We start from the raw sequence: 20,054 nt of genomic DNA on the forward strand, positions 1-20,054 counted from the left end.
CGTGGGCTCGGAGATGTGTATAAGAGACAGGGGGCGGCGGGTACCCGGGCGGCGCCGGGACGACGGGGCCCGCGGTGGTCGCGGGGCTGATGCTGCGATCACCGTAGGCGCTGCCGTCGGCGGTCACCAGCAGGGCCCGCACACTACCCCCGTTGAGCTGGGCGGCAAGCAATTCAGGTGATGTGCGCGCGGCCACCAGCGCATCGGCGCGCGAGGTGGCCGCCATGAGCCGGTCGTGCAGATTCCGTCGCGCCTGCAGCCCCAGGCTGACGTCGACGGTGACACCCAGCACCACCAGCAGCCCCGCCAGCAGGGCCACCACCAGCAGCACCACCCGGCGCTGCAACGACGGCGTCGGCGTGGCGGGATCGATCGCCGGTCTCGTCGGGGTAGCCGTCATGACCGTGGTTGTTGGAGCCGGTATCCGATGCCGCGAACCGTGTGCAGCATCCGCGGGCCATGGGCCTCGAGCTTTCGCCGCAGACTGCTGACGTGGACTTGCACCAGGTTGGTGTCGCAGGCGTCGTAACCCCACACCGCATTGAGTATCTGACGGGCGCTGACAATCCGGCCGCGTTGCTGCACGAGAAAGTCGAGCAGCCGAAGCTCGGTGGCGGTCAGTTCCAGCTGGCGGCCGTCGCGTGCGGCGACTCCGGCGTCGACGTCGAGGATCAGATCGCCGACCTGGACCACGCGCGGTAACCGGCCCCGCCGCCGCAGCACCGCGCCCACCCGTGATACCAGCTCGGCGAGTTCGAAAGGTTTGACCACGTAGTCGTCGGCGCCGCCGTCAAGACCGCGCAACCGGTCGGGCAGGCCGTCGCAGGCGGTGATCAACACGATGCTGATGTCGCCCCACGCCTGGATGACGTTGATGAGGTCGAAGCCGTCCCGACCCGGCAACATCACGTCGAGTACCACCAGATCCGGCCGCAGGCCCTCCAGGACTTCCTCCAAATCTTCACCGTCACAACGGGTTTCGGTGTGGTAACCGACGTCTGTCAATGCCTCGCCGACCATTTCCCGGATGGTCTCGGAGTTCTCGACCACCAGCACTCGCGGTGTGCCGACACTGAACCGGCCGATGCGCCCCGCTGAATGACCCGCGCCGCGAACGATCGGTCATGGCTCCATTGTTAACGTGCGGTGCTGAGATCAATCTGAAGCGCGCACGTTTGTCCCAACCAATCTCGACGACATGGGAGCTAGCATGACCGCCCACCACACCAACCCGCCACCGCCACCGGCGACCGGAGCCGCAGCCGGGCGGCGCCATTCCACCGGCGTGGTGATCGGGGCGGCGGTGGCGGGTTTGGCGATCGGCGCACTCGGTGTCTTCGCGGTCACCGGCGTCACCTGGAAAATCCGCGTCGAACTGCCCGCCCCGCTGTATCCGCCCGCGCTGTCAGCGACGCCACCGGTGAGTAATCCCCTGTCACCGCCGACAGCGCCGACCACGGCGGCGACGACCACGCCGAGCAGCTCCCCTGCGCCGCCGTTGCCGCCGTTGCCGCCTGGTCAGTAAACCGCTCGAACAAACAAGTTTCTTCAGGTCCACTTCAAGTACGGCCGTTACCGTCGCGATTACTGAGCACACCGACGTGAGGAGCCGTATGACCGCCGACGAAAGCACCGGCACGACCGGCCCTGTCGCAACTCCCGCACCGGCGGGGCCCCCGCCGGCTGTCGTCGCCGATCCCGGACGTGAGCGCCGCCGTTTCTCGCTGGCCGCGCTGATCGGCGCCGGGGTAGCGGGCCTGATCCTGGGCGCAGCCGGCAGTGTGGCTGCGATCGCGTTTGCCTGGCTGATCAGCGTCGGGCCACCGCCACCTCCCCCCGGGTCGGGGCCCATGCAAAGGCCGGGGCATGCATTCAGCCACGGCCAACCGCCTCCTCCCGGTCCCAGCGGCCCACCCGGATCGGTCGCGGGAGCTTTCCGGCCGATGCCCGGGCCGTTGGGCGTGCCGCGAGGTCCGCGACCGCCGACACCACCCCAGGCCGGGCCGTTCGGCCCGGGTCAACCACCGGCAGCACCGGGCCAGCCACCCGCACCACCGTCGGCGCCGCAATCGTCGCCGACGCCCCGTCCCTGATGCGGCCTTGGTCATCCGCCACTCGGCTCGAAGGACGGGCTGATCGAGGCCGTCGACAATCACGTTGTCGCGATCTTCGACGCGCTGCTGACCGAAATCACCGACCAGACCGGGGCATCGGACCTGGCGGCGGTGCCCGGCCTGCTCGACGGCCTGGCCACCCACCTGCCGCCCGACTCGGCGATCCCGGCTACCTGAGCCGGATGTTGCTCGCCGGGGGTCCGGCCGGATCGACCTTGTTCGAACGCCTTTTTCAGCTCAGCAAAGCCGCTCTGGATGCCATGGTGGCCGCCGGCACGGCCAGCCGCGGCGCGGATCCCGAGGTCCGGGCCGCCTTCTTACTGGTCAACGATCTGGCTCTGCTGACCCTACGGCCACGGTTGATCGAAGTGCTTGGCGTGGACCCGCTCGCCGCTACCGGGATGCAGCGCTGGGCCGGGGAAGTGTTCTCGATCTACCGCGACGGACTGTTCAGCACCTGACGAAGGATTGGAGGCGAACAATGTCCCTATTGGCGTCCCTATGGGCCTCGGCCGGCGCACGGCTGTTGCGCTCCCGCAGGCTCATGCGCGCGCCCATCTGGATTTATCACGCACGCGCCGGTGCCCTGTTCGGATCGCGGACTCTGATGCTCGAACACATCGGCCGCAAATCCGGCGCCCGCCGCAACGCGGTGCTCGAGGTCGTCGATCATCCCGACCCGCACACCTACGTCGTCGCCTCCGGCTTCGGCCGCAAGGCCCAGTGGTTCCGCAATATCGAGGCCAACCCGCACGTTCGGGTCTACGCCGGCAGCCGCGCCCCCGCTCGCGCTACCGCGCGCGTCCTCGACCAGGCGCACGCCGACCGCGCCCTGGCCGCCTACCGCAGCCGCCACCCGCGGGCCTGGCGGCGCCTCAAGCCGGCGCTCGAACAGACACTCGGCACCGCCATCACCGACACCGGCACCCCACTGCCGCTGGTCGAGTTGCGCCTCGACTAAACCCGGTCCGGCCCCCTGGCCGTCATCACCGCAAACAGCGCCAGAAACAGGGCCGCCGGAATCGCCCGGACACTGAAGTCTCGTGCGCGAATATGCGTACCCAGCGCCAACACGAAGTAGACCGTCAGCATCGCCGTCGTCAATCGCGCCAACGCGGGAAACCGGGTGACCGAGAGCAGTCCGACCGCCGAGGCGGCCTTGGCCACGGGCAGGACCGGACGAATACCGGCCGGCACACCCAGGTCGTCGAGCAGCTTCTCGATCGGTGCCAGCGGGATCGCGCATGCCACCGCATCGCCGGCCTGAAACACCGCCAGCGCTACATAGGTTTTCGGTGCGGTCAAAAGACCCATCAGCTGCTCCTAACGCCTGAGCTCCGGCGGCGGACCCAGCGGATTTTCCGCCGGTGTGCGAGCTATCGCCTCGGCCTTGGCCACCGCTTGGGCGATCGTCGGGTCGGGCTCGGTGGAGAACCACTCGGCGACCTCGGCGTCGTCGCCGTCGGCGGCGTGCTTGGGCAGCTCCTCGGCCGGAGACGGCTCGAACCGGAACACGCCGTCCTCCCCCGGCGTGCCCAAAAGCCTGGTGAAGCCCTGCAGCGCCGCACTGAAATCGCTGGGCACCACCCATACCTTGTTGGCGTCGCCGCGGGCCATCTCCGGCAGCGTCTGCAGGTACTGGTAGGCCAGCATCTCGGGTGTCGGCCGGCCGGCCTTGATCGCCGCGAACGTCTTCTCGATGGCTTTGGCCTGCCCCTGCGCCTGCAGGTAGGCCGCCGCTCGCTCCCCCTGGGCACGCAATATCCGCGACTGCCGGTCGGCCTCGGCGGCCAGGATCGCGGCCTGCTTGGCGCCCTCGGCCGCAAGGATCTGCGCCTGCTTCTGCCCCTCCGCCTGCTTGATCGCCGCTTCCCGGGTGCCCTCGGCGGTCAGGATCATCGCCCGCTTTTCCCGGTCGGCCTTCATCTGCTTTTCCATCGACGCCTGAATGGACGGCGGCGGGTCGATGCTGCGCAATTCCACCCGCGCCACCCGCAGACCCCAGCGGCCGGTCGCCTCATCGAGCACCCCGCGCAACTGCGCGTTGATCTGATCACGAGAGGTCAGCGTCTGCTCGAGGGTCATGCCACCGACGACGTTGCGCAGCGTGGTGGTGGTGAGCTGCTCGACACCGACGATGTAATTGCTGATCTCATACACCGCGGCCTGGGGCACGGTGACCTGGAAGTACACCACGGTGTCGATGTTGAGGGTCAGGTTGTCCTCGGTGATGACCGGCTGCGGCGGAAACGACACCACCCGCTCGCGCAGATCCACCCGGGCGCGGACCCGGTCGATGAACGGCACCAACAATGTCAGCTGCCCACTGACGGTGCGGCTGTAACGACCCAACCGCTCGATCACCGCGGCCTCGGCCTGCGGGATCAGCGCAACCGACTTGGCCACCACAATGATGGCGAATATCACCAGGACGGCCAGAAATACCAGGCCGGCAACGGCACCTTCCACCGGGATTCCTTTCTCGAGTTGCTACGCGTCTTTGAAGACGACCGCGGTGGCTCCGTCGATGTGCACCACGGTCACCGAATCACCCGGTTCGAACACGTCGCCCTCGTTCAGCGGGCGCGCCGTCCACACCTGGCCGTCGATTTTGACCTGGCCTTCATCACGGGCGACCCGATCCAGCACCAGCGCGCTCTTGCCCTCCAGCGCCTTGATCCCCATCGGCACGCCTTTGCCCGGCGTCAGCCGCCGCCGCAACGCGGGGCGAACCAGCACCAGCAACAGCACCGACACGATCAGAAACACCGCACCGTCGGCCCACACCGGCCAGTCCATCAGCCAGCTGCTTGCCGACGCCGCCAGCGCGCCGCCGCCGAGCATCAGCAAGAACATGTCGCCGGTCAACGCCTCCGCGCTGGCAAGCGCCAACGCTGCGATCAGCCAGATCAGGGCGACGGGCATGCGCACAGAATACGCGCGATCCCCGGCAACCGTGCCCAACAACTAGACTGCGAGATCATGTGGTGTCCCAGTGCAACGCTTTCGATGTGGGCCAACGCCTGGCTCGCCGGCAAGGCCGCGCCCGACGACCTCTTGGACGCGTTATCCCTCTGGGCCCCAACGCAATCAGTCGTGGCGTATGACGCGGTCGCGGCCGGTCATACCGGCCTGCCATGGCCGGACGTGGATAGCGCCGGGACGGTGTCGCTGTTGTCAACGCTGCGCGCCACCGCGGGCCGGGGAAGGACGTCGGCGCCGCGCCCGCCGGATCGACCGCGCGGGACGATCAACGTGGTTTTGCCGGTGCCGGGCGATGTGCGCGGGCTTTCCGCCGGAACACAATTCGAGCGCGACGCGCTGGCCGCGGGCGAAGCCATCATCATCACCAATCCCGATGACCCCGGCACATCTATCGGACTGGTCCCCGAGTTTTCTTACCGCGACACCGAACATGCCTCCGACGACGATTCGGGCCTACCCGAGTTGTGCGCACTGTCGTGGATGGTGTACTCGCTGCCCGATGCCCCGGTGTTGGACTACTGCGAACTGGGCGATGCCGAATACGCCCTGCGGGCGGCGGTGCGCTCGGCAGCCGACGCGTTGGGCGCCATCGGCATGGGACCCAACGCCGCCGACATCGCCAACCCGCGCGGCCTGGTCGAGCAGTTGCTGGAATCCGCACGGCAACACCGCATTCCCGACCATGCGCCGTCGCGGGCACTGCGGGTGCTGGAGAACGCCGCACACGTCGACGCCATCATCGCGGTCAGCGCCGGTCTCAGCCGATTGCCGGACTCCGCCGCCGACCGCTTCACGCCGCGCCTGGCGGCCGGTCTCGAACCGATCAGAGCGCAGTCGTCGTCGGAGGTACAGACTGCGTTCGACGCGCTGCGGCCGCTGACCGCGGTGGTGCGCTCCGCGCGGATAGCCGCCGTCAGCGCGATCCTGCATTCAGCTTGGTCGGACTGACCTGCAGTTCGCGCGCAACGCAATGCGGCGGACGGCAGGGCTCGCCGTTGATGCCGGCCAGACAGCCGGGCACCGGATCGGGGCCGCTGACCCGCGACGGCGCCCGACCGCAGCGAAGTTCGTCGATCAAATCCGCGGCCAGCCGGGCGAACCGCCGATCGGCGTTGGGTGTGCCGGCCCGGGCGAATGCGATGCCCAACGCCTCTGCCTGTAAGCGCAATTCATGGTCGAGATCCCACACCACCTCGATGTGGTCTGCGACAAATCCGAGGGGACAGACGATCACCGCGGTGGTACCGGCGTCGTGCAATGTGGTGAGGTGGTCTCCGACGTCGGGCTCCAGCCACGGAACCTGCGGCGGACCAGAGCGCGACTGCCAGACCAGGTCATAGTCGGCATATCCGGCGGCCTTTGCGACAAGGGTTGCGGCATAAGCGACTTGGCGGCTGTAGAGGCGGGGCCCCCAGCGCTGGTCGGCGGCCACCGGGATCGAATGCGCGGTGAACACCAGTCTCGCGTTAGCGGGCACGGTCGCCGCAGCCGCGGCGATGGTAGCGGCGAACATCTCGACGAACAGCGGATGGTCGAAGTAGGGCCGCAGCTTGACCAGCTCGGGTGCGTCCGGGCCGGCCGCCCGGCGTGCCCGGGCGACGTCCTCGGCATACTGCGCGCAGCTCGAATAGCCGCTCCACGCCGATGTCGCGAATACGGCGGCACGGCGAATCCCGTTGTCGCGCATGGCTGTCACGGTGTCTTCGACGTAGGGCTCCCAGTTGCGGTTGCCGAAGTACACCGGCAGGTCCAGTTCGGCATGAAGCTGGTCGATCAGCGCTCGGTTGATGCCGTTGATCGGTGACACGCCACCGAAATGCAGGTAGTGCTCGGCCACCGCATCGAGGCGCTCGGGCGGCACACCGCGGCCTCGGGTGACGTTCTCCAGGAACGGCCGCACCTGCTCTGGCCCCTCCGGCCCACCGAAGGACAGCAGCAGGACGGCGTCGAATTCCATGCGGGCTACAGCAACTGGGTGTGTGCGCCGCCGTCGGCGAAGATGATGTCCCCCGTGGTGGCCGGCAGCCACTCCGACAGCAGCGCGCAGACGGTCTTGGCGACGGGCGTGGGGTCCTTCATGTTCCAGCCGATGGGCGCGCGCTGGTCCCAGCCCTCCTCGAGCAGCTGGATCTGCGCGCCGGCCTCTTCGCCCAGCGCCCCGCCGACAATCGCCGCCATCGCCAGCGTCCGGATCGGCCCGGCGGCAACGAGGTTCGAGCGCACACCGTACTTGCCGGCCTCGCGCGCCACGAACCGGTTCACCGACTCCAGCGCGCTCTTGGCGACCGTCATCCAGTTGTAGGCCGGCATCGCCCGGCTCGGGTCGAAGTCCATGCCGACGATGGAGCCACCGCGATTCATGATGGGCAGCAGCGCCTTTGCCATCGAGGCGTAGGAGTACGCGGAGATGTGGATACCCTTGGACACGTCCTCGTAGGGCGCGTCGAAGAACGGGTTGATACCCATCCCGGTTTGCGGCATGAAGCCGATCGAATGGACCACGCCGTCGAGTTTGTTGCCCTCGCCGATCACTTCGACAACCCGGTCTGCGAGAGTGGCCAGGTGCTCGTCGTTTTGCACGTCGAGTTCCAGCAGCGGCGCCTTCTGCGGCAACCGGTCGGTGATCCGCTGGATCAGCCGCAACCTGTCGAAACCGGTCAGCACCAGTTGAGCGCCCTGTTCCTGGGCCACCCGGGCGATGTGAAACGCGATCGAGGAGTCGGTGATGATCCCGCTGACCAGGATCCGTTTACCCTCCAGCAGTCCTGCCATTGTTTGGTCCCCTCTTGCTCTTAGTGGCCCATGCCCATGCCGCCGTCAACCGGGATGACGGCACCGGAGATGTAACTCGCGTCCTCCGACGCCAGGAAGCTGACCACCCCGGCGACCTCGGCAGCGGTGCCGACGCGCTTCGCCGGGATGAATTGCAGTGCCCCCTCCTGGATCCGCTCGTCCAGGGCTCGGGTCATATCGGTGTCGATGTAACCCGGGGCGACCACATTCGCGGTCACGTTGACCTTGGACAGCTCTCGGGCGATCGAGCGGGCCATGCCGATCACACCGGCCTTGGAGGCTGCGTAGTTGGCCTGGTTGCCGATGCCCCAACTGCCGGAGACCGAACCGATGTAGATCAGCCGGCCGAACTTCCTTCGCTGCATGCTGCGTGCTGCCCGCTGAGTCACCCGGAACGCCCCGGTGAGGTTCGCGTCGATGACCTTCTCGAATCTCTCCTCGGTCATCCGGATGAGGAACGCGTCCGCGGACACGCCGGCGTTGGACACCAGCACCTCGACCGGACCCTGGTGCTCCTCGACCTCTTTGAAGGCACGATCGACGGCGTCGCTGTCGGTGACGTCACACTCGACGGCGAACAGCCCCTCAGGCGCCCCGGATCCGCGGTGCGTCACGGCCACCTTGTGGCCGTCGGCGGCCAGCCGCTGTGCGATCGCCAGCCCGATCCCGCGGTTTCCGCCGGTGACCAAGACTGAACGGGATACGAAGGCGGGCTTGCCGCCGTCGGTGGCGGCCTCGCTTGTGGTGTCGGTGGCTGTGTCAGTCACCCCGTCAACCTAACGCTTTGTGGAGGCAACACCGAAATCGGCTCGTCGCATGTCGCGACAGTAACGCCACGGCGAAAAATCGGGCCAAATCTCGCCGTGGCGTTACGCTCGGCGGCCGGTGTCGGTGTGATCGAGCACACTTTCGCCGTGGCCGATCCGTTCTTGGGCACTGAAGCCCTCTCCTCGCACCAGTTGTCCCGCTATGAGCTGCGCAGTCGGTATATCGCGCTGCATCAAGACGTCTACATACCGAGAGACACCGAGCTGACGGCGGTGCTACGGGCAAAGGCGCTGTGGCTGCGCTCCCGGCGCCGGGGCATCCTGGCCGGCTTCTCCGCCGCGGCCCTGCATGGCGCCAAGTGGATCGATCCGGCCCGACCGGCCACGATCATCGACACCAACCGCCGGCCCGCCAAGGGCGTGCAGGTATGGGAAGAGCTCATCGGTGACGATGAAATCGGCATTGTCGACGGCATGCGCGTCACGACGCCGGCGCGCGCCGCCCTGAACCTGGCATGCCGCTACCCGCTGGGCGTCGCAGTCGCTGCGATCGATGCCCTGGCGCAAGCTACGGAGTTGAAGCTCGTCGATGTCGAGGTACTTCTCGATCGCTATCGGGGCCGCCGAGGCGTCAGGGCGGCCCGAGCTGCCCTGGATTTTGTGGATGCCGGGGCGCAATCGCCCAAGGAAACGTGGCTGCGGCTACTGCTGGTTACCGCCGGCTTCCCGCGCCCGCAGACACAAATCGCCGTCCGCAACGAATGGGGTTGGGTAGAAGCCTATTTGGATATGGGCTGGGAAGACATCAAGGTCGCCGTCGAATATGACGGCGACCAACATCGGTCCGACCGCCGTCAATATGTGAAGGACATCCGGCGCCTTGCCAAGCTGGAGCAGCGCTACGGGTGGATAGTGATCCGAGTGGTAGCTGAAGACCACCCCGAGGATGTCATCCACCGGGTGCGCGAAGCACGAGCGCGCCGACAGTAACGCCACGGCGACATCCGGCGCGATTTTTTCGCCGTGGCGTTACGGTCGGCGAGGCGTCAGGTCGGCAGCCGGCGGTTGATCAGCAACGCGGCCAGGCCGGCCAGCGCCAGCACCAGCGCACCCAGCCGCAGCCAGCCCGCGCTGGCGTCACCTTTGATGGTCTCGTAGCCGATCTGCTGCTGCAGCGACGTGTACACCGCCTTCAACTCGGCCAATGTCGCTGCGTTGTAAGCGTTTCCGCCGGAGAGTTGGGCCACCTTCTTCAGTGTCTCGTCATCGACCGGTACCGGCTGACGCTGTCCGTTGATCTCCACGAAGCCATACGGGGTGCCGAACGAGATGGTCGAGATCGGCACGCCCTGGTCCTTCGCGGTGCGAGCAGCGGTAAAGGCGCCCTTCGGGTTGTCCGGATTGGTCGGCATCGTCTCCTTGCCGTCGGAGAACAGCACGATGCGCGCCGGCGGCGGCGTGTCGCCCCCACCGATCACCGCGCCGACGGTGGCGATGGCCTGCAAGGCGGTGAAGATCCCTTCACCGGTGGCAGTGCGATCGGCGAATTGCAGCTTGTCCAGCGCATTCTTGGTCGCTTCACGGTTCGTCGTCGGCGACACCAGCACCGTCGCCGTACCGGCGTAGGCGATCAGTCCGAGATTGATGCCGGGGGTGAGCTCGTCGGCGAACTGCTTGGCGGCCTCCTGCGCGGCGACCATGCGATTGGGCTCGACGTCGGTCGCGCGCATCGACTGCGAGACGTCGATCACCAGCATCACGACCGCCCGGTTGCGCGGAATCCGGACGTCGTGCGTCGGTCCGGCCATCGCGGTGGTCAACAGCACCAGCGACACCGCCAGCAAGATCGCCGGAACATGCCGCCAGCGGGACGGCCGTTTGGGCGCCACACTCTCCAGCAACTCCATGTTGGCGAATCGCAGCATCCGCTTCTGGCGCGCCAGTTGCAGCACGATGTAGAGCGCCACCAGGCCGACGACGACAAACAGGAACAGGAAGAACCACGAGTGTTCGAAGCCGGACAGCGTCATCGGCCCGAGCAACGGCAGTGTCATATCAGACCCGTCATAAAAGATGCGAGCAGGTGTGTCACTGAGCCCCCGCCATGGCACCACGTCGCCGGGAAGCGACGAAGCGGACGATGTCGGCCAGCCAGTCGCGGTCGGTGCGAAGCGTCAGCACCGGTGCGCCACAACCGCGGAGGGTCCGGGCCACGTCGGCGCGGTGCGCCGCTGCGGCCCTGGCGAAATCGTTCTGCAGCTGTGTGTCGATGGTGAATTCGCGAGTGACGCCGCTTTCGGCGTCCTGCAGGATCACGTCGCCGATATCGGGCAGCTCGACATCGCGCGGATCCAGGACTTCGATGGCCAGCACCTCGTGGCGGGCCGCGATCGCCCGCAGCGGCCGCATCCAGTTGATCGGCCCGAGGAAGTCGCTGATGATCACCGCCATCCCCCGACGGCGTTCCGGCCGGCGCAGCGCGTCGATGGCCACCGCCAGGTCCCCGCGTACCCCGGCCGGAGCCTTGGGCATGGTGGCGATGGTGCGCAACATGGTGTGCTGATGCTGGCGGCCGGTGCGAGCCGGAACCCGAGTCATCGTGGCGCCGTTGGCGATCAGGGCGCCGATCCGGTTGCCACCACCGCTGTTGAGGAAGGTGATGGCGGCCGCCGCCGCCACCGCGAGGTCACGTTTCTCGCAGACGGCGGTACCGAAGTCCAGGCTGGCCGACATGTCCACCACCAGCCAAGTTTCCAGTTCCCGGTCGGCGATCATCTGCCGCACATGCGGGTGGGTGGTTCGGGCGGTGACCGCCCAGTCCATCCGGCGCACGTCGTCGCCGGGTTGGTAGAGACGCGACTCCCCTGGCTCGGTACCCGGCCCCGGGATCAAGCCGAGGTGATCGCCGTGCAAGACACCGTCGAGCTTGTGCTTGACGGCCAGCTCCAGGGTGCGCAGCGCCGCCGACAGCTTGGGGTCGTCGATGTCGCCACGCAGCAACGACGGCGGATGGACGACCGCCGGCGCCTTGCTTTCGGTCACCGGCCGCTAGCCGCAGCCGCCGCCTGCATTACCGGCGGTACCGAATGGCCTTGTTGCGGAACGGCGTTCACTTGCGGCAAGGCGACGGTCTGCAGCACCCGGTTGATGATGATCTCTGGGGTGATCTCGTCGGCCAGCGCGTCGTAGGTGAGCACCAGCCGGTGCCGCAGCACGTCGGGGATGACTTCGATGACATCCTGCGGGATCACGTAGTCACGCCCGCGAACCAGCGCCAGCGAGCGGGCGGCGGCGATGATGCCCAATGAGGCTCGCGGAGACGCTCCGAACGCGATCCAGCTCTTGACGTCGTTCATCCCGAGCTGTTCGGGCGCCCGGGTGGCGAAGACGACCCGGACCACGTAGTCGACCAGCGCGTGGTGGACGAAGTTGTTGGCCGCTATGCCCTGTAGCCGCACCAGGTCGCCGGTATTCAGGATCTGTTTGGGCTGCGGCGGGGTGACGCCCATCCGGTAGATGATCTCGCGCTCTTCCTCAGCCGAGGGGTAGCCGACGTTGATCTTGAACAGGAAGCGGTCGCGCTGCGCCTCGGGCAACGGGTAGACGCCCTCGTGTTCGATCGGGTTCTGCGTCGCCATCACCAGGAACGGGTTGGGCAGCGGGAAGGTCTTACCGCCGATGGAGACGTGACGTTCCTGCATCACCTCCAGCAGCGCCGATTGCACCTTGGCGGGGGCACGGTTGATCTCGTCGGCGAGCAGGAAATTGACCACCACCGGGCCGAGCTCGGTGTCGAATTCCTCCTTGCCCTGCCGGTAGATGCGGGTGCCGATGATGTCGGTGGGCACCAGGTCGGGGGTGAACTGGATCCGGGCGAACGTCCCGCCGACGACCCGCGCGAAGGTCTCCACGGCCAGCGTCTTGGCGACCCCGGGCACGCCTTCAAGCAATACGTGGCCCCTGGAGAGCAGGCCGACCAGCATCCGCTCCACCAGCTGGTCCTGGCCCACGATGATCCGCTTGACCTCGAAGATGGCCCGCTCGAGCGTGTGTACCTCGGCGGCCAGCCCGTCAGAACCACCAGGAGCACCCGCGGATGCCTCATGGGCCGGCGCGCCGGATTGCCCGCCCGGACCCGGGTAACCGCCACCTGCTGCTGTCATCGACAACCCTCCACCGCTCGATCAGACACGACTGCTGACACGACCAACGTCGCGGGGCAGCGACGTGCCCGCGTTCAACTATTCCAGGCGCCATGGATTCCGTCGACGCCGCGGTTCCTGCCCGGCCACCCTAGACCGTCCGGGCGGGACGCAACCGTCCGGGGGAAGCCGGACCAGGGCCCCGGACAGTCGCCGGAGCCGCACCGGCTCAGTACTCGATGATCCTCGTCACGAACGGCGTCATGCCCGCCTTGCGCACCGGGCTCACCGTAACTTTGCCGGCCAGGCTGGACGCTTCCAGCATCTGACCGTTGCCCAGGTACATAGTGACGTGCTGGCTACCGCCCGGGCCGTAGAAGATCAGGTCGCCGCGTCTGGCCTCATTGGGCGGGATATGCCGGCCCGCGTTGTACTGGTCACCGGAAAACCGCGGGATCAGCACGCCCACGCCCGCGAAGGCGTAGCGCATCAACCCCGAGCAGTCGAAGCCGACCGTCCCGGCGCCGGAGTCCACACCCTTACTCGGACCCTCCAAAGTGCCGCCGCCCCAGGAATAGGGGACTCCCATCTGTGATCCGGCGCGGCGGATCACGTACTCGATGGCCTGCCGGCCGTTGGCACGCGGAATCCGGCTGGGGCTGGTGTTGGCGGCACCGGGGGCAGGACTGCCGCCGAGGTTGATGCCCAGCCCGCCCAGAAACTGTCGCCCCAGATCGAGGGTGGTCTGGGTGGCCTGGGCGGTGGCCTGAAGCGACGCGTTGGCGACGGCGAGCGCATCCCCGGGTGCGCCCGCACTGGCGGTTGCCGGCAAAGTCGGATCCCACGGACCGGGATCGGCGTCGGCCGGCGCCGCTGCAGCAACCAAGAGCCCGGTCACCATCGCGGTGATCCAGGCCAGGATGTTCAGGCGAAATCGCTTGTGCCGCATAAATCCCCGTTCACCACTCGATGTAGCGCACCACGAAGGGCGTCATGCCGCTGGTGCGCACGGGCGCAACCCGGACTTTCAGGCCGATGTCGGGCGCCTCGAGCATCTGACCGTCGCCCAGGTAGATCGTCACGTGCTGGCTGCCGCCGGGGCCGTAGAAGATGACGTCGCCGCGACGCATCTGGGAAGTCGGGATCTTGCGGCCCAAGTTGTATTGCGAACCCGAGTAGTGCGGCAGCTTGATGCCGACCCCGGCGAACGAATACAAGACCAGACCGGAACAGTCGAAGCCGGTAATGCCGGCCCCGGAGTCGATGCCTTTACTGGGGCCCGCGGCATTGCCGCCACCCCAGGAATACGGCACCCCGATCTGCGACATGCCACGACGGATCACGTACTCGCTGGCCTGCCGTCCGTAGACCCGCGGAATCCGCCCGGCATGCGTCGAACCCGCCGGGGCGTTGGTGATCCCGGTGTCGGTGGGCTTGAGGATGCCCAGCTGCTGCAGAAAGTTTCGTCCCATCTGGGCGGTGACCTGTGCCGAGGTCGCCGAGTAGCCCAACACCTGGTTGACCACCGCGATCGGGTCGCCCGGGACGTTGGCGCTGGGAATCTGCGGTAACGAGGGGTCCCACCCGTCCCAGCGGCGGCCGCCGCCGGGCCCTGCGCCCGGGTCCCACATCTCACCGGGCATACCCTGCCCGCCGGCCGAGGACCACGCGACCAGCCTGGCCGCCTGTAGTCTGGCCTGCGCCTCGTCTCGCTCTGCGGCGAGGCGATTGACCTCCTCGCGCTGTTCGTCGAACTTGCGCTGGGTGTCGGTGAGGGCGGCCACCGCTGCGTCCTGGCTGGCTTTCGCATCGGCAGCGGCCTTGTCGGCCTTCTGCTTGGCCAGCCGGGCCGCCGATTCCTTGTTCACTCGTTCGGTCCGGGCCCGCTGCAGGTTGGCCATCACCGTCTGGGTGCTGGCGGTCATCGCCCTTGTCGCGGTCGCCGCGGCGATGATGTCCTCGGGGCTCTTGGCGGTCAGATAGCTGTCGGACGGGCCATTCATATAGGTGGCCGCCGCGAACGTGTCGAATCGATGTTGCGCTGCCGAGATCGCCGCGTTGGCGTCCTTGACTGCCTGCTGGCTGATCTCGAGCTCATGTTCGGCAGCGGTGGCCTCGTCACGAGCGGTCTCCACGGCGACCATCGCCTTGTTGACGCTCTCCTGCTCCATCTCCACCGCGGCGCTGAGGTCCTCCAGCCGCTGATTGGCCTTGGCGACCTCGGCGATCAGCGCGGCGATGGGGTCAGTGCCGGGAGCGGCGGGCGCCAGTCCGGGAGTCGATACCAGCAAGAGCACACTCAAGACCGACGGAATGGCCGGCCGCACCCACCGCGCTGCCGATCGTGAAGCAGAGCCACCTCGGATCCGTCTCATCGACTCTGGTCTCCTATGGCTCAAACCGGATGGACGGAGTCAGCGCCGAAAGCGCTAATGGCATCACAATCATCATTTGCACCGTACGTCACACCTGACGCGAAAGAAACGTATGTCACAAAGTGCACCCTGGACGTGCAATTAATGTGACCGAATGGTGATGTGAAGCGTTTGCCACCGGCTAGCCGCACGGCCGGCGCACTACCCTCGGCCGAGGCTCACAAGCTGGCTAGATACCCTGGCCGGCTTGATCCGTAGTCGTGCCGGCACGGTCACCCGAGGTTGCTGAACGCCGGGCGCGCAGCTGCATGAACCGGGTGCCGACGGCTGCGGCAAGCACCGCAATCAGCAAAAAAATAGTCAACCCGGCCCAGGGAAACTCCGGTGTGTCCAGCTCGTGCAAGAAATTCTGCGCGGACTGCACCGGGTTGCCCGTCTTGGAATGGTCCTCCCCCGCCTCCAAGGTGACCCGTGGGTACTGCGTGCTGTAGCTGCCGACGTAGCTGGGACTGAGCACCAACACCGTCGCGTCCTTGTAGTCGGCGCCCACGACGGTCGCGATATCCCGCAACGGGGTGTCATTGGGCGGGTTGTGGTCCAGCAGAACGATCTTGAGGTTGATGCCCTCGGCGTGCGCGTGGTTGACCACCTCGAGCAATCCCGGCACGGCCGCCGGTGGCGCGCTGACGCCAACCGCGGCGACTTGTCCCTTGACCGCCGTCATGTCGACGTCCTGTGGAATGTAGGCCGGCAGGAACGGGATCGTCTGGGGTAACGGCAGCTGGCCTGCGGTGTCGTGCCCGGTCATGGTCTCGCTCCTCTCACACCTCCCGCGGTGCTACAGGCACCGTACGCGTCGAGGATGCGTCGGCGGCGTTCAGTGTGCCCGTAGGGACGGCAATTCGTCCGGCGATGGTCGCCAAGCCATTGGAGCGCCCTCGACACTGCGGGCCGAGTCGTCGGTATCCCGGCCAGTCCAATCGGCGAGGGGCTTTTCAACTCGCGCCCGGCACGACAAGACTGAAGGGCACGGGTACCAACCGTAATGCAGGACAAACGTACTGTTAAAGTGGCTGCGCCTGTGAAGCACCGTCGACACGGCCCGTCGGCGGCAGAACTGAATCCTCGGGAGTTGATGTGACCAGCAAAGAGTCTGTGAACTCGTTCGGAGCCCGCGACACACTCAAGGTCGGCGACCACAGTTACCAGATCTATCGCCTCGACGCCGTTCCGAACACCGAAAGACTTCCCTACAGCCTCAAGGTCCTCGCCGAGAACCTGCTGCGTAACGAAGACGGCAGCAACATCACCAAGTCTCACATCGAGGCCATCGCGAACTGGGACCCCGAAGCCGAGCCGAGCGTCGAAATCCAGTACACGCCCGCCCGGGTCGTCATGCAGGACTTCACCGGCGTGCCCTGCATCGTCGACTTGGCCACCATGCGGGAGGCGATCGCCGACCTGGGTGGCAAGCCCGACAAGGTCAATCCGCTGGCGCCGGCGGACCTGGTGATCGACCACTCGGTGATCGCCGACCTGTTCGGGCGGGCCGACGCGTTCGAGCGCAACGTCGAGATCGAATACCAGCGCAACGGTGAGCGCTATCAGTTCTTGCGTTGGGGCCAGGGCGCTTTCCGTGACTTCAAGGTGGTCCCGCCGGGCACCGGCATCGTGCACCAGGTGAACATCGAATACCTGGCCAGTGTCGTGATGGCCCGCAGCGACGATGCCGGAAATATCACTGCATACCCCGACACCTGTGTGGGCACCGACTCGCACACAACGATGGTCAACGGCCTGGGCGTGCTGGGCTGGGGTGTGGGCGGCATCGAAGCCGAGGCGGCGATGCTGGGTCAGCCGGTGTCGATGCTGATCCCGCGGGTGGTCGGCTTCAAGCTGACCGGTGAGATCCAGCCCGGCGTCACGGCCACCGACGTCGTGCTGACCGTGACCGAGATGCTGCGCAAGCACGGCGTGGTGGGCAAGTTCGTCGAGTTCTACGGCGAGGGCGTCGCCGAGGTGCCGCTGGCCAACCGCGCCACGCTGGGCAATATGAGTCCCGAATTCGGTTCTACCGCAGCAATTTTCCCGATCGACGAAGAGACCATCAGCTACCTGCGGTTCACCGGCCGCAACGAGGAACAGCTGGCGCTGGTCGAGGCCTACGCCAAAGAACAGGGCATGTGGCACGACCCGAAGCACGAGCCCGCGTACTCGGAATACATCGAACTCGACCTGTCCGACGTGGTGCCGTCGATCGCCGGACCCAAGCGCCCGCAAGACCGCATCGCGTTGTCGGACGCCAAATCCACGTTCCGCGAGCAGATTCCGAACTACGTCGGCGACGACCCCGACAAGAAGGACTACTCGAAGCTGGACGAGATGGTCGACGAGACGTTCCCGGCCAGCGACCCGGGGGCACTGAGCAACGGCCACGCCGACGACCACAAGCCGGTGGAGTCGGCCGCCAAACACGCCAAGGGCAGGGTGAGCAACCCGGTGACGGTGAAGTCCGACGAACTCGGCGAATTCGTGCTCGACCACGGCGCGGTGGTGATCGCCGCGGTCACCTCGTGCACCAACACCTCCAACCCGGAGGTGATGCTCGGCGCGGCGCTGCTGGCCCGCAACGCCGTCGAAAAGGGGCTGACCGCCAAGCCGTGGGTGAAGACCACCATGGCGCCGGGCTCCCAAGTGGTCAGCGACTACTACGACAAGGCCGGGCTGTGGCCGTATCTGGAGAAGCTCGGCTTCTATCTGGTCGGCTACGGGTGCACCACGTGCATCGGCAACTCGGGCCCACTGCCCGACGAGATCTCGAAGGCCATCAACGACAACGACCTTTCGGTGGCGGCCGTGCTGTCGGGCAATCGCAACTTCGAAGGCCGCATCAACCCCGACGTGAAGATGAACTACCTCGCCTCACCACCGTTGGTGGTTGCCTACGCGTTGGCCGGGACCATGGACTTCGACTTCGAGTCGCAGCCGTTGGGCACAGACAAGAACGGCAACGACGTCTACCTGAAAGACATCTGGCCGTCGCAGAAAGACGTTTCCGACACCATCGCGTCGGCGATCAACCAGGAGATGTTCACCAAGAACTACGCCGACGTGTTCAAGGGTGACGAGCGCTGGCGTAACCTACCGACCCCGAGCGGCAATACCTTTGAGTGGGACCAGGATTCGACCTACGTCCGCAAGCCGCCGTATTTCGAGGGAATGTCGGCCGAACCGGAGCCGGTGGGCAACATCACCGGCGCCCGGGTGCTTGCGCTGCTCGGTGACTCGGTGACCACCGACCACATCTCCCCCGCCGGCAGCATCAAACCGGGCACCCCCGCCGCGCAATACCTCGACGAGCACGGCGTGGAGCGCAAGGACTACAACTCCTTCGGCTCGCGCCGCGGCAACCACGAGGTGATGATCCGCGGCACGTTCGCCAACATCCGGCTGCGCAACCAACTGCTCGAGGACGTTTCCGGCGGTTACACCCGCGACTTCACCCAAGACGGCCAAAATGGAGAGGCCCCGCAGGCGTTCATCTACGACGCGGCGCAAAACTATGCGGCACAAAACATTCCGCTAGTGGTGCTCGGGGGTAAAGAGTACGGTTCCGGCTCCTCGCGCGACTGGGCGGCCAAGGGCACGTTGCTGCTGGGCGTGCGGGCGGTGATCGCCGAGTCGTTCGAGCGGATTCATCGCTCCAACCTGATCGGCATGGGAGTGATTCCGCTGCAATTCCCCGAGGGAGAGTCCGCTTCGTCGCTGGGACTGGACGGCACCGAGGTCTTCGACATCACGGGGATCGACGTGCTCAACGACGGCAAGACGCCCAAGACGGTGCATGTCAAGGCCAGCAAGGACGGTCAGGACACAGTCGAGTTCGACGCGGTGGTGCGCATCGACACACCCGGCGAGGCCGACTACTACCGTAACGGCGGCATCCTGCAGTACGTGCTGCGCAACATGCTCAAATCGGGTTAACGCCAAGGCGACCCCGGCCCTGGCCATGCCGAAAGTCAGCGAGGACCATCTGGCGGCTCGCCGCCGTCAGATCCTCGACGGCGCACGTCGCTGCTTTGCCGAGTACGGCTACGACAAAGCCACCGTCCGGCGTCTGGAACAGGCGATCGGTATGTCGCGCGGTGCGATCTTCCACCACTTCCGGGACAAGGACGCGCTGTTCTTCGCGCTGGCGCACGAGGACGCCGAGCGGATGGCCGATGTCGCGTCGCGCGAAGGCCTCATCCAGGTGATGCGTGACATGCTCGCCGCGCCCGAGCAGTTCGACTGGCTGGCCACCCGGCTGGAGATCGCGCGCAAGCTACGCAATGACCCGGCGTTCAACCGCGGCTGGGCGGAGCGCTCCCTGGAGCTGGCCGCCGCGACGACCGATCGGCTGCGCCGGCAGAAGCAGGCCAAAAGGGTGCGCGACGACATTCCCAGTGACGTGTTGCAGTGCTACCTGGATCTGGTCCTCGACGGATTGGTGGCCAGGCTGGCCTCCGGCGAAGACCCCCAGCGGCTCTCCGCCGTACTGGACCTGGTGGAAAATTCGGTGCGGCGCCGCTGATTTCGGCCGTGCGCGTCATGCCACGGCGAAATCTGAATTTCGGAGTGGCGCTACGTTCGCGCCGGCCGGGCGCGATGATTTGGTCCGCCGCGGCTGCGCATCGTGGTACCGGATTCGAGCAGCATGCTGTGAACCGATCCGTACGATCGCCCGACGCTAGCCGCCAAGTTGCGGATGCTGGCTCCGCCCTCATAAGCGTTGCGCAACTCGTGCAACAACTGATCGCGCGTCTTCTTCGACTTCCGCTGGGTTCTCACCGGCTGCCTCCCACGCATGGTCACGATCCCCGGGTTCCAGGGTAAGAA

General features: G+C 66.7%; 21 protein-coding genes and 2 pseudogenes. 8 read left to right on the forward strand and 15 right to left on the reverse strand.

All coding sequences use genetic code 11. The annotated features are described in order from the left end of the window. Window positions 1–400, reverse strand: a pseudogene (locus CDN38_RS33480) (hypothetical protein); the annotation flags it as partial. After that, a complete protein-coding gene (locus CDN38_RS01690; protein ID WP_082277105.1) occupies window positions 397–1,056 on the reverse strand; it encodes a response regulator transcription factor in 660 nt (219 codons plus the stop codon). The pseudogene CDN38_RS33480 and the gene CDN38_RS01690, both read right to left, overlap by 4 nt. 154 nt (window positions 1,057–1,210) lie before the next feature. Here CDN38_RS01690 and CDN38_RS01695 point away from each other — a divergent pair, with 154 nt between their 5' ends. From CDN38_RS01695 to CDN38_RS01710, 4 genes and pseudogenes are all read left to right on the forward strand, one after another. Continuing rightward, complete coding sequence (locus CDN38_RS01695; protein WP_075510546.1) at window positions 1,211–1,525, forward strand: hypothetical protein; 315 nt, start codon at window positions 1,211–1,213, stop codon at window positions 1,523–1,525. An 88-nt stretch (window positions 1,526–1,613) separates the two neighbouring features. After that, entirely contained in the window at window positions 1,614–2,093 is a 480-nt protein-coding gene (locus tag CDN38_RS30245) for a hypothetical protein (RefSeq protein WP_082277106.1), read from the forward strand. A 4-nt stretch (window positions 2,094–2,097) separates the two neighbouring features. Then, window positions 2,098–2,575: pseudogene (locus CDN38_RS32095) on the forward strand (TetR/AcrR family transcriptional regulator); the annotation flags it as partial. Between the two features lie 20 nt (window positions 2,576–2,595). Further along, the gene (locus CDN38_RS01710) at window positions 2,596–3,075 is read left to right on the forward strand and encodes a nitroreductase family deazaflavin-dependent oxidoreductase (RefSeq protein WP_075510547.1); all 480 of its coding nucleotides are present in this window, start codon (window positions 2,596–2,598) and stop codon (window positions 3,073–3,075) included. Here CDN38_RS01710 and CDN38_RS01715 read toward each other — a convergent pair. The 3 genes from CDN38_RS01715 to CDN38_RS01725 are packed head-to-tail and all read right to left on the reverse strand — an operon-like array spanning window position 3,072 to window position 5,039. Further along, a complete protein-coding gene (locus CDN38_RS01715; RefSeq protein WP_075510548.1) occupies window positions 3,072–3,428 on the reverse strand; it encodes a DoxX family protein in 357 nt (118 codons plus the stop codon). The two genes, CDN38_RS01710 and CDN38_RS01715, sit on opposite strands and share 4 nt — an antisense overlap. Window positions 3,429–3,437: 9 nt before the next feature. Then, window positions 3,438–4,583 (reverse strand): SPFH domain-containing protein, encoded by a 1,146-nt coding sequence (locus CDN38_RS01720; protein WP_099318749.1) that lies wholly within the window; start codon window positions 4,581–4,583, stop codon window positions 3,438–3,440. Between the two features lie 21 nt (window positions 4,584–4,604). Next, window positions 4,605–5,039, reverse strand: coding sequence for an NfeD family protein (locus CDN38_RS01725; protein ID WP_036414862.1), 435 nt, complete (start codon window positions 5,037–5,039; stop codon window positions 4,605–4,607). A 57-nt stretch (window positions 5,040–5,096) separates the two neighbouring features. Here CDN38_RS01725 and CDN38_RS01730 point away from each other — a divergent pair, with 57 nt between their 5' ends. Continuing rightward, window positions 5,097–6,047, forward strand: a complete 951-nt coding sequence (locus tag CDN38_RS01730) for an Rv1486c family protein (protein ID WP_075510550.1) — start codon at window positions 5,097–5,099, stop codon at window positions 6,045–6,047. Here the strand turns inward: CDN38_RS01730 and CDN38_RS01735 are convergent. From CDN38_RS01735 to fabG1, 3 genes are read right to left on the reverse strand one after another with little or no spacing between them, the layout of a single operon-like run. After that, the gene (locus CDN38_RS01735; protein ID WP_075510551.1) at window positions 6,013–7,056 is read right to left on the reverse strand and encodes a ferrochelatase; all 1,044 of its coding nucleotides are present in this window, start codon (window positions 7,054–7,056) and stop codon (window positions 6,013–6,015) included. The two genes, CDN38_RS01730 and CDN38_RS01735, sit on opposite strands and share 35 nt — an antisense overlap. Before the next feature lie 5 nt (window positions 7,057–7,061). Continuing rightward, the gene (inhA, locus tag CDN38_RS01740) at window positions 7,062–7,871 is read right to left on the reverse strand and encodes an NADH-dependent enoyl-ACP reductase InhA (protein ID WP_075510552.1); all 810 of its coding nucleotides are present in this window, start codon (window positions 7,869–7,871) and stop codon (window positions 7,062–7,064) included. Window positions 7,872–7,891: 20 nt separating this feature from the next. Continuing rightward, the gene (gene fabG1 / locus CDN38_RS01745) at window positions 7,892–8,659 is read right to left on the reverse strand and encodes a 3-oxoacyl-ACP reductase FabG1 (protein ID WP_075510553.1); all 768 of its coding nucleotides are present in this window, start codon (window positions 8,657–8,659) and stop codon (window positions 7,892–7,894) included. 147 nt (window positions 8,660–8,806) lie between these two features. On the opposite strand from fabG1, the gene CDN38_RS01750 reads away from it, so the two are divergent. Beyond that, complete coding sequence (locus CDN38_RS01750; protein ID WP_075510597.1) at window positions 8,807–9,649, forward strand: hypothetical protein; 843 nt, start codon at window positions 8,807–8,809, stop codon at window positions 9,647–9,649. Window positions 9,650–9,705: 56 nt separating this feature from the next. Here the strand turns inward: CDN38_RS01750 and CDN38_RS01755 are convergent, their stop codons facing one another. The 6 genes from CDN38_RS01755 to CDN38_RS01780 all read right to left on the reverse strand — a co-directional run bounded on the left by CDN38_RS01755 (window position 9,706) and on the right by CDN38_RS01780 (window position 15,984). Then, entirely contained in the window at window positions 9,706–10,713 is a 1,008-nt protein-coding gene (locus CDN38_RS01755; RefSeq protein ID WP_075510554.1) for a VWA domain-containing protein, read from the reverse strand. Window positions 10,714–10,747: 34 nt separating this feature from the next. Next, window positions 10,748–11,701: a DUF58 domain-containing protein gene (locus CDN38_RS01760; RefSeq protein ID WP_075510555.1), complete on the reverse strand. Its 954-nt coding sequence runs from the start codon at window positions 11,699–11,701 to the stop codon at window positions 10,748–10,750. Continuing rightward, window positions 11,698–12,822, reverse strand: coding sequence for a chaperone MoxR1 (moxR1, locus tag CDN38_RS01765; RefSeq protein ID WP_075510556.1), 1,125 nt, complete (start codon window positions 12,820–12,822; stop codon window positions 11,698–11,700). Before moxR1 ends, CDN38_RS01760 begins: the two co-directional genes overlap by 4 nt. A 208-nt stretch (window positions 12,823–13,030) precedes the next feature. Continuing rightward, window positions 13,031–13,750 carry an NlpC/P60 family peptidoglycan endopeptidase RipB gene (gene ripB / locus CDN38_RS01770; protein WP_075510557.1) on the reverse strand — a complete coding sequence of 240 codons (720 nt, stop codon included), beginning with the start codon at window positions 13,748–13,750 and terminating at the stop codon, window positions 13,031–13,033. A gap of 10 nt (window positions 13,751–13,760) precedes the next feature. Next, window positions 13,761–15,176 carry an NlpC/P60 family peptidoglycan endopeptidase RipA gene (gene ripA, locus CDN38_RS01775; protein WP_099318750.1) on the reverse strand — a complete coding sequence of 472 codons (1,416 nt, stop codon included), beginning with the start codon at window positions 15,174–15,176 and terminating at the stop codon, window positions 13,761–13,763. 229 nt (window positions 15,177–15,405) lie between these two features. Further along, window positions 15,406–15,984, reverse strand: a complete 579-nt coding sequence (locus CDN38_RS01780) for an Rv1476 family membrane protein (RefSeq protein ID WP_075510559.1) — start codon at window positions 15,982–15,984, stop codon at window positions 15,406–15,408. Window positions 15,985–16,313: 329 nt separating this feature from the next. On the opposite strand from CDN38_RS01780, the gene CDN38_RS01785 reads away from it, so the two are divergent. Together CDN38_RS01785 and CDN38_RS01790 are read left to right on the forward strand one after the other, a co-directional pair. Beyond that, window positions 16,314–19,160 carry an aconitate hydratase gene (locus CDN38_RS01785; RefSeq protein ID WP_142361231.1) on the forward strand — a complete coding sequence of 949 codons (2,847 nt, stop codon included), beginning with the start codon at window positions 16,314–16,316 and terminating at the stop codon, window positions 19,158–19,160. 25 nt (window positions 19,161–19,185) lie between these two features. Beyond that, complete coding sequence (locus CDN38_RS01790; RefSeq protein ID WP_075510560.1) at window positions 19,186–19,749, forward strand: TetR/AcrR family transcriptional regulator; 564 nt, start codon at window positions 19,186–19,188, stop codon at window positions 19,747–19,749. Window positions 19,750–19,799: 50 nt separating this feature from the next. Here CDN38_RS01790 and CDN38_RS01795 read toward each other — a convergent pair whose 3' ends face one another. Next, window positions 19,800–20,024, reverse strand: a complete 225-nt coding sequence (locus CDN38_RS01795) for a helix-turn-helix domain-containing protein (RefSeq protein ID WP_075510599.1) — start codon at window positions 20,022–20,024, stop codon at window positions 19,800–19,802. Window positions 20,025–20,054 lie beyond the last annotated feature (30 nt).

This window comes from Mycobacterium ostraviense, from assembly GCF_002705925.1.
Classification (GTDB): domain Bacteria; phylum Actinomycetota; class Actinomycetes; order Mycobacteriales; family Mycobacteriaceae; genus Mycobacterium; species Mycobacterium ostraviense.

Coding starts and splice junctions, on each gene's coding strand:
- CDN38_RS01695 (WP_075510546.1), top strand. CDS start 1,211: ATGACCGCCCACCACACCAACCCGCCACCGCCACCGGCGACCGGAGCC.
- CDN38_RS30245 (WP_082277106.1), top strand. CDS start 1,614: ATGACCGCCGACGAAAGCACCGGCACGACCGGCCCTGTCGCAACTCCC.
- CDN38_RS01710 (WP_075510547.1), top strand. CDS start 2,596: ATGTCCCTATTGGCGTCCCTATGGGCCTCGGCCGGCGCACGGCTGTTG.
- CDN38_RS01715 (WP_075510548.1), bottom strand. CDS start 3,428: ATGGGTCTTTTGACCGCACCGAAAACCTATGTAGCGCTGGCGGTGTTT.
- CDN38_RS01725 (WP_036414862.1), bottom strand. CDS start 5,039: ATGCCCGTCGCCCTGATCTGGCTGATCGCAGCGTTGGCGCTTGCCAGC.
- CDN38_RS01730 (WP_075510550.1), top strand. CDS start 5,097: ATGTGGTGTCCCAGTGCAACGCTTTCGATGTGGGCCAACGCCTGGCTC.
- CDN38_RS01735 (WP_075510551.1), bottom strand. CDS start 7,056: ATGGAATTCGACGCCGTCCTGCTGCTGTCCTTCGGTGGGCCGGAGGGG.
- inhA (WP_075510552.1), bottom strand. CDS start 7,871: ATGGCAGGACTGCTGGAGGGTAAACGGATCCTGGTCAGCGGGATCATC.
- CDN38_RS01755 (WP_075510554.1), bottom strand. CDS start 10,713: ATGACACTGCCGTTGCTCGGGCCGATGACGCTGTCCGGCTTCGAACAC.
- moxR1 (WP_075510556.1), bottom strand. CDS start 12,822: ATGACAGCAGCAGGTGGCGGTTACCCGGGTCCGGGCGGGCAATCCGGC.
- ripB (WP_075510557.1), bottom strand. CDS start 13,750: ATGCGGCACAAGCGATTTCGCCTGAACATCCTGGCCTGGATCACCGCG.
- ripA (WP_099318750.1), bottom strand. CDS start 15,176: ATGAGACGGATCCGAGGTGGCTCTGCTTCACGATCGGCAGCGCGGTGG.
- CDN38_RS01780 (WP_075510559.1), bottom strand. CDS start 15,984: ATGACCGGGCACGACACCGCAGGCCAGCTGCCGTTACCCCAGACGATC.
- CDN38_RS01790 (WP_075510560.1), top strand. CDS start 19,186: ATGCCGAAAGTCAGCGAGGACCATCTGGCGGCTCGCCGCCGTCAGATC.
- CDN38_RS01795 (WP_075510599.1), bottom strand. CDS start 20,024: ATGCGTGGGAGGCAGCCGGTGAGAACCCAGCGGAAGTCGAAGAAGACG.